The sequence below is a fragment of the Ancylomarina salipaludis genome (assembly GCF_004122035.1).
In the GTDB taxonomy this organism is placed as follows: Bacteria; Bacteroidota; Bacteroidia; order Bacteroidales; family Marinifilaceae; genus Ancylomarina; species Ancylomarina salipaludis.
In genome coordinates this window covers 1-18,618 of sequence record NZ_SAXA01000025.1, presented here as the reverse complement: position 1 = coordinate 18,618, position 18,618 = coordinate 1, and the positions used below count along the sequence as shown (strand labels likewise).

The 18,618-nt window shown below is 32.4% G+C and carries 17 protein-coding genes; all 17 read right to left on the bottom strand.

Annotated elements, in window-relative coordinates; genetic code table 11:
- Positions 1 to 144 precede the first annotated feature (144 nt).
- Complete coding sequence (locus EO244_RS16490; protein WP_129255789.1) at positions 145 to 504, bottom strand: hypothetical protein; 360 nt, start codon at positions 502 to 504, stop codon at positions 145 to 147.
- A 2-nt stretch (positions 505 to 506) separates the two neighbouring features.
- On the bottom strand, positions 507 to 1,121 hold the full coding sequence (locus tag EO244_RS16485) for a YiiX family permuted papain-like enzyme (RefSeq protein ID WP_129255788.1): 615 nt from the start codon (positions 1,119 to 1,121) through the stop codon (positions 507 to 509).
- A 295-nt stretch (positions 1,122 to 1,416) separates the two neighbouring features.
- Entirely contained in the window at positions 1,417 to 4,308 is a 2,892-nt protein-coding gene (locus EO244_RS16480) for a DEAD/DEAH box helicase (protein ID WP_129255787.1), read from the bottom strand.
- 235 nt (positions 4,309 to 4,543) lie between these two features.
- Positions 4,544 to 5,512, bottom strand: coding sequence for a hypothetical protein (locus EO244_RS16475; protein ID WP_129255786.1), 969 nt, complete (start codon positions 5,510 to 5,512; stop codon positions 4,544 to 4,546).
- The gene (locus EO244_RS16470; protein ID WP_129255785.1) at positions 5,503 to 6,039 is read right to left on the bottom strand and encodes a hypothetical protein; all 537 of its coding nucleotides are present in this window, start codon (positions 6,037 to 6,039) and stop codon (positions 5,503 to 5,505) included. The genes EO244_RS16475 and EO244_RS16470 overlap by 10 nt, the downstream gene beginning before the upstream one ends.
- A 229-nt stretch (positions 6,040 to 6,268) precedes the next feature.
- Positions 6,269 to 6,979 (bottom strand): energy transducer TonB, encoded by a 711-nt coding sequence (locus EO244_RS16465; RefSeq protein WP_129255784.1) that lies wholly within the window; start codon positions 6,977 to 6,979, stop codon positions 6,269 to 6,271.
- A gap of 880 nt (positions 6,980 to 7,859) precedes the next feature.
- Complete coding sequence (locus EO244_RS16460; RefSeq protein WP_129255783.1) at positions 7,860 to 8,573, bottom strand: hypothetical protein; 714 nt, start codon at positions 8,571 to 8,573, stop codon at positions 7,860 to 7,862.
- A 146-nt stretch (positions 8,574 to 8,719) separates the two neighbouring features.
- Complete coding sequence (locus EO244_RS16455; protein WP_129255782.1) at positions 8,720 to 9,289, bottom strand: hypothetical protein; 570 nt, start codon at positions 9,287 to 9,289, stop codon at positions 8,720 to 8,722.
- A 222-nt stretch (positions 9,290 to 9,511) separates the two neighbouring features.
- Positions 9,512 to 10,072, bottom strand: a complete 561-nt coding sequence (locus tag EO244_RS16450) for a DUF3267 domain-containing protein (RefSeq protein ID WP_129255781.1) — start codon at positions 10,070 to 10,072, stop codon at positions 9,512 to 9,514.
- A 920-nt stretch (positions 10,073 to 10,992) separates the two neighbouring features.
- Complete coding sequence (locus EO244_RS16445; protein ID WP_129255780.1) at positions 10,993 to 11,529, bottom strand: hypothetical protein; 537 nt, start codon at positions 11,527 to 11,529, stop codon at positions 10,993 to 10,995.
- Positions 11,530 to 11,731: 202 nt separating this feature from the next.
- A complete protein-coding gene (locus EO244_RS16440; protein WP_129255779.1) occupies positions 11,732 to 12,331 on the bottom strand; it encodes a hypothetical protein in 600 nt (199 codons plus the stop codon).
- A gap of 11 nt (positions 12,332 to 12,342) precedes the next feature.
- Positions 12,343 to 12,933, bottom strand: coding sequence for a thioredoxin domain-containing protein (locus EO244_RS16435; protein WP_129255778.1), 591 nt, complete (start codon positions 12,931 to 12,933; stop codon positions 12,343 to 12,345).
- Between the two features lie 182 nt (positions 12,934 to 13,115).
- Complete coding sequence (locus EO244_RS16430) at positions 13,116 to 13,760, bottom strand: hypothetical protein (protein ID WP_129255777.1); 645 nt, start codon at positions 13,758 to 13,760, stop codon at positions 13,116 to 13,118.
- A gap of 272 nt (positions 13,761 to 14,032) precedes the next feature.
- A complete protein-coding gene (locus tag EO244_RS16425) occupies positions 14,033 to 15,394 on the bottom strand; it encodes a hypothetical protein (RefSeq protein ID WP_129255776.1) in 1,362 nt (453 codons plus the stop codon).
- 242 nt (positions 15,395 to 15,636) lie between these two features.
- Entirely contained in the window at positions 15,637 to 16,335 is a 699-nt protein-coding gene (locus tag EO244_RS16420) for a hypothetical protein (protein ID WP_129255775.1), read from the bottom strand.
- 184 nt (positions 16,336 to 16,519) lie between these two features.
- Positions 16,520 to 17,740, bottom strand: a complete 1,221-nt coding sequence (locus tag EO244_RS16415; protein ID WP_129255774.1) for a caspase family protein — start codon at positions 17,738 to 17,740, stop codon at positions 16,520 to 16,522.
- Positions 17,741 to 17,986: 246 nt separating this feature from the next.
- Positions 17,987 to 18,466: a hypothetical protein gene (locus EO244_RS16410; protein ID WP_129255773.1), complete on the bottom strand. Its 480-nt coding sequence runs from the start codon at positions 18,464 to 18,466 to the stop codon at positions 17,987 to 17,989.
- Positions 18,467 to 18,618: the final 152 nt, after the last annotated feature.

Here is an 18,618-nt window from a genome sequence, read left to right as displayed (position 1 = left end):
GAACCCGTCAACCCGCAAGGGGTATGACTGAACCTCTTATTGCCATTTTTTTTGATGTTTACGAGATGGGAAAAACAAAAAAATGCCGTAAATTGGGCTTGTATCAAGGTTTATGCATTACATAGCACCGCGTGTTACCATGCGTTATTCCTCTTTTTCAGTATTATATCTATCAAAATCAGCTGAATAATAATTTCCATTCGGAGCTAAACTATCAGTCGGTAAATCATAATTTATCAATTCCCAATCATCAGATGAAATTACAATCTGAAATCTTTCATTCTCAAACTGTCCAATTGCATTTAAACCTCTTTGAGAAGAATTTCTTACAGTCAGTCCTTTAGGTAACGTGAATAATAAAGAATCACCCATAAAGTGTCCAATTGTAATATCTTTTTCAAGTCGTCCTAATTTGTATGAAGGCTCATTTAAAATACATAATCCCCAGCCAATCAGAAAAACGATGTTAAGCGTAATTGATATAATTAGAATCCATTTTTTCATAATCAGTTTTTAAATACGGTAATCAATTGGTCTGAATCAAACATTGATGCAGGAGAAATTACCAATTCATCTTTCGGAATAGTATCTCCATATCTTTCCTTTAATTTCTGTTTCACAGCTTTATCAGTCAGGTTGAAATCGCCTAAATTTTCAAGTTCTCCAATTTCAATTCCAACTGCTTCTTTGTAAATCTTCCAGACTAATTCCGAGCAATAAATTCTTGAATCAGACCATTCAAAATACAAATCATAGTCTTTCCCAGAGTATTTCTCGCCAACCTGTTTCATTTTTGTCAAAGTCTCAAGAGTCAATAAGTTTTGAGAATTTATAATCCGCTTTACAACATAATGTCCGTTTTCTCCTCTCTTAATCCAGTCTGCTAAAGGAGTTAGTTTCACAGGTTGAACGGCTTCATAAACGAAAAAATCATTTCCTTGCTTATAAATAATCCCCATGTGACTATATTTTGAACCAGTCGCAATCTGAATCGCTTTACTTTGTCCAGAAGTAGAAGTCTGGAAAATAATATCTCCATTTTGAAATTCAGTCGATTCTGTTTTTGAATGACACGAAATCAAAATAATCAAGCTTAATAATATGTAGTACGTTTTCTTCATCTTAATTCTGACTAACGTCAAATTTTGTTGCTTTTATCTTGCATCCCTTTATTAATAGATAATACGGCAATCTCAATGCCAATAAATTCTATAAAAAACCTAAAATTTCCACGTTAGCAATAGTAATTAATTGGTTACGCTGATGTGGGGAATGCATGGTAACGGTTGGTATAAGAATAGTAGCCGACTGCGGGCTTCATTCCTGTCAAGTTACAAGAAAGTTGAAGCGGGTTACAGCCCTTGAATTTACTGCTTTCCCGGCTATTATTTTTATACATTGTTGTAGCCAGTACTTTTATGAACCCCAAATTTCTAAACTTGCCAGACTTCCTAAAATTCTTTCATACATTGGTATTGCCAATTCATAAATATTATTGTTGTCTCTATTTCTGTCCGAAACTTGACTTATATCAAAACCCGGTTGAGGCAATATTATATTAAAGTTCCATTCATTAATTTTATAATTATCAGCTAACGCCTCCCATGTTGCTTGCGTGGTATCTAAAAGCCTAGAGTTTCCTTGTATTCTTTCTTTTAATCTATCAATTAGTGATATAGATGATACCCAATGAATACTTCTCATTGCTTGAGTAAATAAAATATCAGCATCTGCTTTTCTCCTTCCAGGATTATCGCCATGTGAAGCCTTACAATGAATAAAATGAACTTGTTTCGATTGATTTTGAAACCATATAAGGTCAGCAATTTCATGAGACCCATCATCTAATATTAGAACATCACTACCTCCATTAAAATTCTGTCTTATAAATTCAATCGTTTTATTTATAACTGGAATATTTCCAATCGGAGGATTGTCATCGTATCTTTCTGCACGAATATTACATCCTGTCCAATCTTTAACTTTCCAAATTTGAGAGGGTAATATTTCAATTGACCTATTTGGAGTAATTTTATTTCTGCCTTCTACAACTTCCCCATTAGGCATAATTAGGGATGAATAAAATTCATTTAATATGTCTTCTAAAGATTTCTCAATAACTTCCTTTTCACTTTTATCTGCACGTACAAGGATTACTTCATCTGAAATTATATTCCAGATTCTTTCCCTTTGCAAATTCATATTTAAATCACATTCAAATTCTCCAATTTTTAATTGGCACAATAGTTCATCATTTTCTTCATCCAATTCTATTGGTTTAATTTCTGGTATTATATTTCTTATTGGTTCTCCTTCAGAAATCTGTATAATCGTTGAAAAAGAACGAAAAAACAAATCATTAGGAATAATTGCGATTGGAAGTTCCTCTATTCTATTAATAGGTTCAGATTTAGCAAGAAATGATAATCCCGGCAATGTTATTGCCTGTGGTCCATTAAGTATTAAATCAGCTAATGAATCACACCATACCTTATATTCTTCAGAAGTACCCCTTTTCATTGCCCAAACTCTACCTTTCTTTGTTGCTAATCCCCAAGTTCTGTCTATATCTATTTTTAAAAGAGCATGACCAGTGCTAAATATGCGCCCTTCACTTGCTCTGACAGAGGCTTGAACTCCACTTCCTATTACTGTTTTATATGATGGCTGCGAAGCTCCTTGTGAAACAGCATTTTTCATACCAACCATTATATAATCACTTTGGTTAAATTGAGATAAGATTTTATAAAGTCTACTGTGAGGCAATCTTCGCAATTCAAATTTAATAAGCTCTTTTTTGAAAGAAAAGAGAGCTTTTTCGCTTGTTGTAAGCTCAAACAAAAGATTAGATTCAGAATGATAATACAATAAATGAACGTCTAGCAAATCTTCAACATGGATTTCCCTATTTGCCCATTCAAGTGGTTTATCGTGGCTAGTAACAATTATTAATGGAGAGTCTTCCTTTTGTTGTTCTATTCTGAGAATTTCAAAAGGACTTTTTGAGCTTATTTCTTCAGCGTTCTCAAATGCAAAATCATTAGGTGTTTCATATACAAGTGCGCTAAAAAATACATTAAGCTCTGGCATTTGAAAATCTTCTTCTTTTGCTTGACTAGATTTATAATGTCTTGCTCTTGACATTTGCTCATCTACTAACTGTGGAATTAATTTACCCCAAGTTTCATCTGATTTATAAAGTTTATAAACCTCACCTTTTACTTCATCTTCATTAGCAATTAAGATTGCATTACCAACTTGACCATCCGGTTGACGCGAAATACGCCCAAGAAATTGAATTGTATAAGGTATTGAACGAGGAGTTGCATGCAACACTGCAACTTTTAAGTTGGGTATATCAAGCCCTTCACTTGCAATTCCAACACAAACTAATCCATCAAGCTCGTTATTCCTAACTTTATTAACGATTTGAGAATTAACTTTGGATGACCTTTTCGAATGAATATAATCAACAACTAATCCTTTTTCATTATACAACCTTGCTAGATTTACAGAATCATCAATGCTGTCTGTTCTAATCAGAATTGAAGCATTTGCATTTTTCTCTCTTTCTTCATGAAATGTATCAATTGCAGAACCTATTAATGCTTCATCAGTATTTTGAATACCAGCTTTTTCTTTACAAAAATTTACTTCACGCATAATACCGTCTTCCAATGCTCTATCAATTGAGTAATGGTAAGCAAGTTTAGCTTTCATGCGTTTTCGGTCTCGTCTAAACGGAGTTGCAGTAAAAAAAACTCTTTTTAAATCTGAGTAAAACTCATTTATTTTACGCCATGTTTCCGCTGGTTCATGGTGTGCTTCATCAATAAGAATAGCATCTATAAGGTCGACAGGTACTGGCTCAACATCTTTAAAATAAGGAGAAATACTATTTGGATGCGAGACGATAACATCATGCTCATTTAAGATATCTGTCCATTGTTCTCTTGAATTTTGTCTTTTTGTAACTTCATATACTTTCAATTCTGGAGCGTCATTTTTCAAACAACCATTGTCTTTTAAAACTTTTAATGTTTTAAACTGCTCGCATATTTGTCCCCTTAATATTTTTGAAGGAACAACTATTAGCACTTTATTTAACTTTAATTCAAAACAGGCAGCCATCATTAAAGCTGTTTTACCAGAACCTGTTGGCATACTTACTAAAGAAGCAATTTCATTGGAGGAAGTAGTAAAGTGACTTTTTAAAGCCCAAATTGCTCCCAACTGGCACTTTCTCAAACCTGAACCATTACTATGTTCAAGTTCAAACGAAGATTTGTAATCAATAAAGTATGCCATAATTTGAATTTAAGGTGTCAGTTTTTGTATTGGCTACAACGGGCTTGCTATGTGTTTTGCGGGCTTTCGAAGCTCTTCACTTTCAAAACCGCACTAAGCCAAAACTTTGATTTACATTAATTCAAATTATAAATTGACAAATCAAAGATTTGGCGGTGTTGCAACGGAGAACTGCGGTTAACTTACCCGCTGAACCCCGCATTACATATAGCTTTTGTTATGGGCTGGCGAGCTGCTATATTTTATTTCTGTTTACTACTTTAATAACAATATAATCTTTTTTCACATCTTCTACTGTCAATCCATCACCTGGGTATCCCTTTTTCTTAGTAAGAAAAAATAGAGGTTTCTTTGTTTCATCTTTAGTTATTTCACCAGCAATTTTATATCTGATTTTATCTACCTTAGAAAAGCTATGGCTATTATCACTATAGTTGCCTAATTTAGCTCCATAACTTGACCAAGATGCATATTCATGCTTTATATATGATATATTCTTTAATTTTCCATCTTCGATTGTGTACAACCCCAGATTAGGGAAAGATGCATAATTGTCTTTAGAGGATAATTCCAATGTCGCAAGGAAATAAAGGTTGTTTTTATCCGATGTGGTGCAGTATTCTTCTTCAACATCGGGACAGTAATCAAAATAGAACTTCCTATGAAATCTGAATTTAGAAAAAGCAAATGAGACATTTCCAACACTACCTGTATAATTATCTTTAAACACTTTAAAACCTAATGCTTTTAACCTCTCTTCTCTTGCTTTTTTTTCGGCTATTTTTTTATTTATAAACTCTTCGTCTTGTTTTGCTAATAAAGTTTCTTTCGATAATGGAAAAGTTTGTTTTAATAATTCGATCTTCTTTAGTGCTCCAGAATAATCTTTTTTGACTATCATTTTTTTTATTTGAAATAGTCTATCTGGTGCAGAAAATTTCAAAATTTGAATAGAATCTTTAAGAATTGCTATTTTCGTTTCATAGATCTTGTTTCTAACTTCTAATTTTTCAATTTCCGACTCGAGACTTTTCTTTTCTATAATTAATCTATTTTCAACTTCTTTATTAGAACATGAGTTAAGAAAAGAAAGACACAAGAATGCTAAAATAATTTTTTTCATAATTTTTAAATTTACACCAAATATTCTTCTTGTAATTTTATCATCTAATGGATGCAATCCATACTTACTAGCTAACCCCACATACTTGGGTTTAGTAAAATGTTAGCCAACACATTAGAAGCTACATCTTTACCAAAACCACTGATTTTTTCAATTATTTTTTTTCGTTTAACCGATTTAGATTCATCTGTTTCAATTAGCTTTTTAACTTCTTCTAACTGAATTTTCGTTAGCTCATCTTCCAAGGCAGAAAGAATAAAACTAATATTAACAGTTTGATTCTGAATTAGACTTATATTTAATCCTTCTACACTTTTCTCTTTTTTTTCGGGTAACCCAATTGTTTCTAATTCAGTTATACTTGCTTCAATAATTTCTTTACCTTCCTGCTTGCATTGTTCGATATTATTAATGTAATCTCCTGTTAAATGTCTAAGATCCTTAACCTTATTTTGAATTTTATCAATTAGCATTATACCTGAATATTTTGCTCCAAATATTCTTTCAAGTATAATAGTTGTAGAGCCTTTCCAACCATCCAAATTAAAATTCGGGTTTTCTAGCTTAGAAATTTGAGTTCTTAATAATCCTATTTTACTCTCTATCATAATTTGTTTCTTTAAGCTTGCCCATAACGGATGGCGCTATGTAACGTAGGCGCCATAGTTGATTTATGTTTCAAATTTCATAAAAAGGCAAGGTAGCTATTTTAGAATTACATTTAACTATAACTATTCTAAAAAAGCTACCTTGCCGTTGCTCATTAAAAGCACAAAACCTTCGGAAACCCGCTACCCGCCTATGTTATATGAGCGTGTGTTATAAGCTGGCATTATACTATTTCAAATTAAAAACTATTGGCATTGAGTACGTCAATAATATCGGCTTTCCATCTTTCATTGCGGGTTTCCATTTTGGGCTACTTAAAATAACCCTTAATGCTTCTTTATCCAGACTGGGGTCAAGATCTCTTAATAATTTGACATTAACGAGATTTCCTTTTTCATCAATGTCAAATCTAACCCAAAGTTTTCCAGAAATCATATTTTTTGCAGCTTGCGGAGGATAAAACAAATTGTCAGCTATATATTTTACAAACGAACCTGGATCACCTCCTTGAAATTTTGGTTCTTCGTCACAAATGGTCTTTTTCAAATTTTCTGTTTCTGAAACTTGCATTGTATCCATGTCAAAATTATAATCGAGAATCCTTTCTAATTTTCCATTTTCATCATACAATTTCCATTCGCAACAAATGAATTTGTCTTTATAAGTGCCTTCATATTTAAGAATTCCTTTCTCGGAATAATATTTTACATCTCCGTCAAGTTTATAAAGATTTTTGTTTTTACTATTAGCAATCATTTTTGGTGTTCCGTCAGAATTATATTCTTTAATTAAAAAAGTTCCATCAGAATTTCGGAAAATCTCAAGTTTTGGAATGGATTTTCCTTTCTCTTTTTTGTAAAACTTTTGCTTAATTAATTCTTGCGAGAAAACACTAGTTGTCAGTCCTATTAGCAAAAATAGTAACGCTATATTTTTCATATGGTTTTGTTCATTTGTTGATGCTTGGTGCTTGCTTATAACGGTATTGCTAAATTTTGTTGGGGATTAAAACCACTTTTCTATCTCTCATTTCTAGTTTCCTAAGAGATAGAAAGCATCTTATAAGCTACTTTAACCCCAATTGAATTTAGCTTTTGTTATGTACTTTTATTTTTAAAGCCCCTTTGTTTGTATCCCACCCATAACGGGCTCTTAAAAACAAGTCTATTTTAGGAAATTCATTCTCCATCTAAAATAGATAAAAGGCACTGTTAAACTCTTTATTCCTTTCTAAACTCCTTTATTTTGTTTGATCTTATGAGCTTTAGATTTGTCTAAGGCAGCGTCATATCAAACTATAAATGGCTGAGTCCTTTATACAAAACAAGACCTCAACTCTCCAAGTTCCTTTCTTAAAAGAACAAGTGTAATTAGCTGTTATTCAACATTAATCCATGTCAAGCTATTGACATTCATCTTGAAAAACAGTAACTTATCCAAGTCTTAGTTAACGATACTAGTCGTTTGAAAGAGCGATCTTTCACGGTAGCACCGAATAAGACTTGAACAATGCTACGCATTGCCTCTCTTGTCCTTTTACTCCTTAAGGAACTTTCCCCAACGTTTTGTCTCAGCCGTAAATAAAGAGGGTTTTATCTCTCCATAAAGAGCTTAATGGTACATAACGGTCTTGCTAAGTTGCGTGGGCGATTTCAAAGAGTTGACTTTTCAATGCGCTAAGTAAGCAAGCCGCTTAATTTTGTTTATATTTTGAGCAAACCAATTTTAATTGGCTTGCTGGTGTTTCTTAATTGAACCAAACTTTCAAACTGCTCATCAGCGCCCATGAAATTTAGCTTTTGTTGGCAGTAGTATTTTTTCATTTTTCAGGATATTCGATTATCCTCTCGAAAACATAGACTTTATCCTCTTGCCCTTTCTTATAATCAATACGTTTTGTCCAGTTCCCCTTATGGTCAAAATCTAAATATTTTGCGAACAGTAAAGAAGTATCAACTTGTTGCCCAAATTTGTTGATAGTGTTTGTATACAAAATCCTTCCTGATTCATCCCTTTTGTATTCCCACGCAATAGATGTACTATCGTTGATCTGGGTTTTAAGCAGCGTACATAATCTATTTTTGTCATAAACCATTTCAGACTGAACTAAAGTGTTACTATTTACATTAAACCTCTCCACTATAAATGAGTTTTCGGTAGACTTAGTGACTTTATCTTCAAAGATTAATTTATTGGTATCATCAAAACCTTCGGAACCTAGATAGTAATAAGAATGATCCACTCGAATTTTTACGATAGAGTGTAGATTTCCATTTTCACCAAAGTACTTTGACTTTTCAAGTCTATTTTCCTTATCAAAAAATTTCTTAATCTCAATTTTACCAGTATGCTTTTCTTTTACTTCTTGTATTGTTCCATCAATTAACTGAGCGGAATATCTTTTCTCAGTTAAGGATTTAATTTGTCCTTTTAAATCAGAGGATTGAGCTGTTAAAGCTTTGAAATTACTTTTTTCTGCACACCCAATAAAAATGAGTAGAATAAGAGTAAGTAGAAAAGTTTTGTTCTTCATTATTCTGGTTTTATTTAATATTACTGCCAACGATCTCAATATGGCTAGTGGTGGATTATCGAGCTGATTTCTGTCCGCGAGGACTGAGAAATCTGATGAGATAATCAAACGGGCTACAGAAACCACCATTGGCTATATTGTTTGTTCTACACTGTTTTTCTTTTAAATATAATCAAATCACTACTTGTTGCTATTACAAAACAATTTCCAATTTTATTAAAACCATAACTTTTAATCGTGTCGGTTCTCAAGAAATTTACGCAATCATCTATGTCCCTTTCTGAATACATACTTTTCCAGTTAGGTTGGAAAATAAAGTCTAAATTAGGCCAATCCAACGCCATAAATTCCAGACTATCTCCAAGTTTATTTGTTGTTGGCAATCCACCACCATGCAATCCTGCAATTCTTACTTTTTCCCCAGAGATTTGACCAATTCCTATGCATGTCATTTCCTCGTAATTTATTTCAAATTCTTCACTATAATCTCTATCAATTCTTTCAAGTTTTGAACAGTCAAATAGTCCACGGCCATTACTAGAAATTGCTAATAAAAGTGATTCAGATTTGTCAGAAAATCCTATTTCCGTCAAACCGCCAACAGCGAATGTTGCCATTTCCCAACCTATAGGACATTCTAGTCTTGGAATTTTATTCAAAATCCCTCTTAGTCTTTTTCTATTTTCTTCTTCTAAATTTTTACTAAAAAGTTTCATATTGGTTAAATAGTGTAGAACGGTCTTGCTAAGTTTTCGTGGGCGATTAAAACAGTTGCCCTATCAAACCGCTAAATAAGCAAGCCGAGTGAAATTGTTTATATTTTTAAGCAAACCAAATCTGGGTGGCTTGCTGGTTTTTCAAAATTGAACTAAGCTTTCAAGATGAGTGTCGCCGCCCATGAAATTTAGCTTTTGTTGTGTGTAGGTTTTATTCGTATTCTATACTATGTTTCGAATGAATCCCATTTTATTTGGATGGTCTGACACATAAATATTATTGTCAAGTTTTTGTAACATATAAAGGGCAATCATGTCTCCACCAGCAGCATAGGTAAAAAGCATTCCAAAGATCAAAACTCCTCCATGTCCAATTATTAATCCTATTATTGATGGAATGATCCCCATAATAATTAAAGGCATTGCTCCTCCCATTTTGTAATGTTTCACTTTTAATGGCTCTTTACAATGGCAATAAGGGGTCAAGAATTTCCACCTTATTCCAAATTTTATAGATTTTAAACCCTTCGATGCAAAGTATCCCCAAGTTAATCCATGTAGCAACTCATGTATTATTATCCCTCCAATCAAGATGTATAGGAAATAATCACTAAATATCTCTTTCCCTGCCTTAAATGTCGCATAATCCCATATTAGAATAAAAGGAAAAAGAATCGCTGCGGTTATAGGAATAGCCAACAGCAGAGCAATCAAATTAACTCTTCCCAATTCCATTGTATACTCTTCAATCTCTTGATTATCTGGCTTTATTATCTCTTCCATAATTTTATATATTCTGTTCGGTTCTTATCAACGCGGTATCGCTTTTCTAACTTACACACAACGGTTATTGCTAAGTTTTGTTGGGGATTAAAACCATTTTTCTATCTCTCATTTATAGTTTTCTAAGAGATAGAAAGCATGATTAAGTACTTTAACCCCAATAAAATTTAGCTCTTGTTATGTACTTTTATTTTTAAAGCCTATTTGTTGCACACCTCCTGAATCAGGCTCTTAAAAACAGGTCTGTTTTAGGAATTTCATTCCCCCTCTAAAACAGATAAAAGGCACTGTTAAACTCTTTATTCCTTTCTAAACTCCTTTATTTTGTTTGATCTTATGAGCTTTAGATTTGTCTAAGGCAGCGTCATATCAAACTGGAAATGGCTGAGTCCTTAATACAAAACAAGAACTCAATACACCAAGTTCCTTTCTTAAAAGAACAAGTGTAAGTAACTGTTTATCAAAGTCGAATTTCATTCTACTCTTGACATTGATCCTGAAAAACAGTAACTTATCCAAGTCTTAGTTAACGATACTCGTCGTTTGAAAGAGCGATCTTTCACGGTAGCACCGCATAAGACTTGAACAATGCCTTCCATTGCCTTTCTTGTCCTTTTACGCCTTAAGGAACTTTCCATTTTTGTATCATTTCAGCCGTAAATAAAGAGGGTTTTATCTCTCCATAAAGAGCTTAATTGTACATAACGGTCTTGCTAAGTTTTCGTGGGCGATTTAAAAGAATTTACCTTTCAAACCGCGCGGAAGCAAGCCGCATATATTTGTTTATATTTTTTGCAAACCAAATCTAGGTGGCTTGCTGGTGTTCCTTAATTGTACTAAACTTACGAACTGCGCATCACCGCCCATGAAATTTAGCTTTTGTTAGGCACTGTACGATATGAACATTAGTCGGATTCTCCTCAATTTGGATTCTCCTTTTCAACATAGAGGTAAGGAGGTTTTCCGAAAATCTCATCTGTTTTAAAAGTGTAGTTCTTATTTAATGGTTCCAATTCAATATGTTTATGAATACTCATAATAAATTTGACTACACCAGCTAATCTAGTTTCAAATGAACTTCCGATAAACACTTTGTTTGTTATAATTTCATTTTTGCTGTATTCAATGAATATTTGATATTTTCTTGTATCTAGTTCTGAGTTTTGATATGACTCAACAAATTCTAGATCTACCCCTAAAAACAAATTCACAAGAGAATCTTTAAATTTTTCAGGAAGTTGACCTGTGTATAAATTCCTTTTTTCACCTGCTTTATAGTCTGTATATAAAAGAACAACCTTTCCATTCTTGAAAATGTCTACGTCGATGTTATAATCACATCCCATACATAAACCTGACGATAACGAGATTTGTTCAAACTTCAGATGTTCCTTTTCGTCTTGATGAATACAACCAGTCAAAACAACGAAAGTGATTAAATAAATTATTATTCTCATAGTATTGTGCCTAACGGTCTTGCTAAAATTTGTGGGCGATTAAAACAGTTGTCTTATCAAACCGCTAAAAAAGCAAGCCGATTAAATTTGCTTATATTTTAAACAAACCATTTTTAATTGGCTTGCTGGTATTTCTTAATTGTACTAAACTTTCGAACTGCTTATCAGCGCCCATGAAATTTAGCTTTTGTTAGGGCACGTTTTACCAAAATATTTGACTCACTATTATTTGAAGTAAGAATAAAATTCCAATAACTAATTGTGCTTTTTTCCACCAAATCTTAGCTCTTAATTTTCTTACACGCCTTAACAATAACAATGAAATAAGTAGTGTAGGAATAACAAAACCAATAGCAAAGAATATTATTGAAGAAAATATTGTAGTAAAATCTTGTATTGGAGAACTTTCTAGTAAGGCTATTATAATTGGTTCAAAATTAGATAATACCAAACCAAAGAGCATTATACCACTAATAATAACCATTAACCTGGTAAATAGAATGTCATTCTGTACTTTAGGTAAAAAATAGTCAAATACCCCCAAAAGCCATAAACCAAAAATGAAACTCAAAATGAAAATAAAAATATTGAAATCAATTGTAATGTCTGGTAAATAACCGGTTATATAGAGGCCAAGTAATGAGAAAAGGAAAAATATTACTCCAAAAAATAAGGATAACATTGAATTAGTTCTCTTTTTTAAGTCAACACTGCCTAAAGCAATTGTTATATATATTAGAGGAATTAACGCTACTGGAGTTAAAATTGAAATTAAACCAGAGAAAAGTGCTTTTATAATCATTAGTGATTTTTTTATTGTTTGAATTTTTCTAAACCTCTTTCTAAGAATGACTTGAAATTGTTGATTGACAAATCATAAAAGAAAGGCTTTGTTATCATTTTCTCTTTCGAATTAATTATATAATAAGCAGGTTGGGTATTACTATGAAATTTTGTCTCTTGATAATAAAGCGCTTTTTCTCCAATTTTTGTTAGTAATTTGTCATTGGTTTTAATCTGTTTTCCCTTATGTAGAGGAGACTTTTCATCAGTGTATAATACTGTAATTATAAACTTTTCTTTCAATAACTTTAATATCTCTGGAGAAGACCATACATAAGCTTCCATCTCCCTAGAATTTACACACCGATGCGCAACAAAACAAACCAAGTTTGGTTTATGGGATTCTTTTGAACAAGATAATCCATCCTCATAATCAAAATAACCTTTCAGACCATGAGGTAGATGTAAAAAGTCAGAATATATTGGTGATTTCGATTTGTAGTTTTTCCCACTCAAACAAATCTTATCTGATTCAGATAGTCTTTTCTTGCCTGCAGTTTCATTTTTACTAAAACCATAAATATTAGAAAGACAAATTAGTATGGTTAAAATTATTTTCATATAATATTGGGTTTATAAATTATGTGTTATTATTGTTTGATTTCTATATGAGCTGTAGTCCAAATGTGCCCTAACGTTTAGTATAAGAATAGTAGCCGAATGCGTGGCACTTTCTTGTCAAGTTACAAGAAAGTTGAAGCGGGCTACAACCCTTGAATTTACTGCTATTTCGGCTATTATTTTTATACATTGTTGGCTGCTGTAGTTTCTTGTTTGTCAGTATTAATGTACCAATCCTTTGTCTCTTTCTTAAATAACAGAATCAAGGCAAATATCTGTAATCCTGTCTGTGTTAAAGATAATAATCCAATCACGGGATTAAGGCTGAAATAATGAGTAATCGTAAATGGGAACATTAAAAATCCCAATCCAAATAGCACTAAAAAAGTGTTTCTTGCCCATTTTCTACCAATATTTATCATGAAAGCAAAGAATCCCATAAGTCCAAGTGAAATAATCAAAATTGTAAGAGTCTTAGGGTCTGAATAACTTTGATATTCCGTAGTAAATTCCATTAATAATGAATTCACAACACCTATCCCAATTGTCAAATACAACAATTTGGCAGCATTTGAAATTGTTTTAGGAATGTCACTTGGAATCTTAAATTCGTCTTTTGACTGCTGAATCTGCTTATTTTGATTATCTATTTTCTGTATAATTTGATTTTTAAGGTCAAGAATCTCGGAATCTGCTTTTCCTCTTTTATCAAGTTCAAAAATAGCGGCAATAACAGCATCTTCTTGAAATTGTGTTCTATTCGTTACATAATCCAATAATTCCGAATCAGATTTATTAATCATTTTTGATGTGAAACTATTTTCCATTAAATCTAATTTACGTTGTTAATTATTACTCAATTTTCTAATCTAATTTGACCTTGGTTTGCACTCTGTCACTATTGCAGCCAACGGGCTTGCTAAGTTTCGTGGGCGATTAAAACAGTTGCCCTATCAAACCGTTAAAGAAGCAAGCCGAGTAAAATTGTTTATATTTTGAACAAACCAATTTAATTGGCTTGCTGGTGTTTCTTAATTGTACTAAACTTTCGAACATCACATCAGCGCCCATGAAATTTAGCTTTTGTTAGCGGCTGCCCTTATTTCTTCGAATACTTTCTAAACGCACCAACAAACTGATAAATAAAATAAGCACTTGTTATTCTAGACAGTCCATCAAATAGCCGTGCATTAGTCGTATAAATATCTGATTTCGCATCAAATATTCTACCAAAATAGTGGGCTGGGTTGATGAAGTTTATAAATTTGCCAATTTCACTTCCAATTAATTCTGGTGCATATACAGTTTCCCCTAAAGTATACTTGGCTAATGTATACCAAAGAATTGAAAACCCTAATAGCCAGAATAATGAAAAATGCCAACTCAATCCATGATTATTTGATATCTGATTTGTTCTTAATATAAATCTATCTGAAAAATTCCCTTTTTGACATTTCAATATCTTTAGATACGCTCTCATTTCATATTGATGGAACATTAATTTAGTTGGAACATCCAAATTTTTATCTGCTACGATCTTTAACTGACGGTATGTTTCTTTTCGATCATTCAAAGAATTTTTGGCTTTCAACGAATTTGATTTACACCAGACAATGTTTACAGGCACAATATCTACTAAGTTGCAGTTTGATACTTCAACCGTAGTAAACTTTGAGAAATCTGTTGAACTTATAATTGCGTTACCTAAATTTGCACCCTTCATGACGAGAATAGAAGCCTCAGATAATGGCAATAATGAATTAATTAACATATTTCCGAAATTGAAAAAATATTTAATAATTCCAATCTGTAATTTGACATTATTAATACTAAGAGTTGATTCTTTTAATTCACCATGAATCTGAGCATAGCGTACATTTAGATTTCTTAAAAGAAAGTCGGTTTTGTGATTAGAATTAAACTCTAAGAAAAGGTTATCAATTACATTTTTATTACCTCTACTTGAGAGGGTTATTGAGTTTTTAGATTCAGATCCAGCTAAAGCAATTAATCTTACATCTTGTGGGATTAACTGGATGTCACGATTAGATTCATTTTTTAAGAATTTAAATTTCTCCGCTTTAAACTGGTCAATTATAAGTGTCTTTTGCAGATCAAAATGACAAAATTCAAAATGAATTAGAAAGGCTTTTAAATTCTTAGACGTAAAGTACTGATTGAATGTGCAATTCGAAAACTGAAGATTCTTTAATTCCAAGTCAACAGCCAAAAAACGCTGAGTAAAAATACAATTAATGAAAAAGTACTTTTGATTGAGTTGGATTCCTTTTATCTGAAATTCAAAATTAAATGTACAGTTGGTTATCGTTACTGCCTTGTTTCCAACAATATAATCATTGTCAATAATAACCTCCTCAGTAATATGGTAGTTGGATATATCACTTTTTGTTTCAAGTAAAGATCGAAATCTATCTGGACTAATTGATTCTAGTTCTGCCATATTTAATTTTCAGTATGCTTTATTTGGGTTGCCGCTAACGGTCTTGCTAAGTTTCGTGGGCTATTTCAAAGAGTTACCTTATCAAACCGCAAAGAAGCAAGCCGAGTGAAATTGTTTATATTTTGAGCAAACCAATTTTAATTGGCTTGCTGGTGTTTATTAATTGAACTAAGTTTTCAAACGACTCATCAACGCCCATGATATTTAGCTTTTGTTGGCGTTTCGTTGTTTCTTTTTTCAAATCACCAAACCATAGTCCAATAAACCATTATGTCTTTTTCATCTGACAATGCGACCCCTTTAGAATATCCGTGTTTCCATTCCTTAAGTGTTTCAGGTCGATTTTCATTGCAATTCTCTTTCCAAAAGTTACCTGCTTCTGCTTGTATTACATATACTTCCAAATCACTTGGAATTGTATAAACGTAATCCCAATACTTCTCTCCATCAATTATTTTCTCAAATTCCTCTTCTCCAAGATTAAAATCGTAGCTTTCAAAATATGGTATTGGATATTTGTTATCAAATAATTTGTTACACTTTTCGACTGGAAACATATCCCGTCTTAATTCAGTTTGGTTAATAATGATATTGCTATCAACTAAATAATTGGTTTTAAATAGCGAGTTGTCTTTTAAACGAATTTCTGTAACCGAATCTCTCTTACAGATTAAATATATTTCTCCAAATTGTGCACTGCATTTATAGCTCGGTGGGCAACCTGGTGGAGACGAAAACATTTTAAAGTTGGTGGTGTCCTTGACTTGTTCAGGAAAATGGCTTAATAAGTCTGGTTTCAAGAAATCTGCTCCAAAACTCTTTTTCAATTCATTTAGATGACTGTTTACTTTTGCCAAATGTTGACTTACCATACTATTGTGACAACCAGTCAAACTAATTACAAAAATTAAGAGCAATATCAAATTTCCTTTTTTGTTCATATTATAATTTCTCAGTTTAAATTATTAATTGCTTTGGTTTTCCCCAATGAACGCCAACGGTGGCGGTATGAAATGTTGCCGATTGCGGGCGATTTCCTTTCAAGTTACACAAAAGTTGGAGCGAGCTACAACCCTTGAATAACCTACTGTCTCGGCAATTTTTTATACCGCGTGTTACCTGCCGTTATTTTCTTTCAATTTTATTTTCTTTAAATAATTCAATAATCATTAGAGCAGCAGAATCAGCTTGATTTCTACCCCAACATATAAGGTTGTTATAATATCCTTCCTCATTCTTACTAAAAGCCACCATTCGTCCACGACATTTGCAAATAGACATATATGGCGTATCTAAAACTTCAGTCCGTTGAAAGCTTACAGAGGCAAAATCCACTGTTCCCTCTTTTGATTCTCCCAATTTGTCATAACCATCACTTCTAGCAATATATGTATCTTCATCAACATCAATATTCTCAGGTATAAATTCAACAATTTCTTCATATGTATAAGCACTACAAATAAAATCAGAATCACCATTACAAATTTTTAATTTGACTTTATCGGAATCTTTATAGTATCCAAATATACTTTCTTGAGAAAAACCTAATTTATTGATTTCGATTGCAGTCTCATATGATACAACAATTTTTGACAGGTCCGAATCTTCTTTATACATTAAAGATTCATTTTCAGGTTTATTAATATTAAATACTAGTTGTCCATCTTCATGTCCTACACCTTCAATATGAGCAAATATAGGTTGTTGTTTTGCTTGACTACCAGTCCCTTTTGATACTGCGATTGCCATTTCTGCCACTGAAAAAGTCCTAGTTACATTTTTCTCTAAAAATTCATTTAGTATTACAGAAAAAGGGCTGCCAACTCCAGGCTGTCCATCTGAAACTTTCTCATGACGCCCAGAGGAAATTATCCATCTTGATTTACTTTGATTGAGTTTCGAATAATGATATTCTATTTTATTTCGATTTTGAGTCAAAAATGCTCCTGAAAAACAAGAGTCTATTATCAGTAAGATATGCTTAGCTTCAATTCCACATATCATATCTATAACTGTTGAGCTTGGTATCCAATCACTAACAGAATTCTTTGCATCCTGAGGAATCCAGAATCCTTTTTTTGTCTTAGGATGAATGTCTCCATGTCCAGCAAAATATATAATAAGATTATCCTTTTCATTTACTGAATATGCAAGAGTATTGATTACTTCAATTATATTTCTTCTTGTCGCATTGACTCCAAATAACGAAGGTTCAATTAATTCAAAACCATACTTTTTTGTTAAAATGTTTTCAAGTCTTAATGCATCATTTTGTGCATTATTAAGTGGAGGAAAGTGTTTATCCTCGTAGTTGTCAATTGCAATATTTAAGAAAAAATTACTCATTTATGTATTTCTGTGTGTCTTGCTTAATGGCAGGTAACGGGCTTGCTATGTGTTTTGCGGGATTTCGAAGCACTTTACTTTCAAATCCGCAATTAGCCAAATCTTTTATTTCCCTTAAATTCAAATCTGCGTCAAATCAAAGATTTGGCGGTGTTGCAACGAAGAACTTCGGTTGATTTACCCGCTGAACCCGCATTACATATAGCTTTTGTTATAGCCAGTTTTTCAGTTAAAAATTCAGGATGATTAAATACCTTTTAAATCACGATAATATTTTTCGGTCTCTTTAAACTTGTCAAGATCCCAATTCCCGATTTCATATTGTTCAATAATCCTTTTGAAAGTCAAGCCTTGCTTAGTTTCAATTACAAGTTTATAATTCCGACCAGATTTAGTGATAGGGAAAAATAATTCCCATATTTTAATTCTTGTTTCAGAGGTCTTTGTTTTAATAATTTCCGATGGTTTGTCAAATTCATATACTTGAAACTCACATTCATCTTTTCCGAGTTTAATCTCTCCAAGATATCTTTTATTTCTTCTAAGGACAGATATAGAAAACAGAAGACTCATTATTCCCCAAACTCCCAATGATATATAAGTTTCATATTTCCCTAAGTCATAAAGAAACACAAACGCTATCCATCCTGCGGATATTAAAACAATCTTAATCAGCCCATTGAATAGGCGAGTTGAATATTTTAAATAATTCGGCTTTACTATCATGTTCGGTTATTTTTAAAATTGGCTATAACGTTTAGTGTATGATTTCGTAAGGGACTGCGGATTTTAAACCTATCAAGTTATCACCCAAAATTGATGCGGGTGATGCCATTCGAAAACCTCTGAAACCCTTATGAATTATACACATTGTTAGC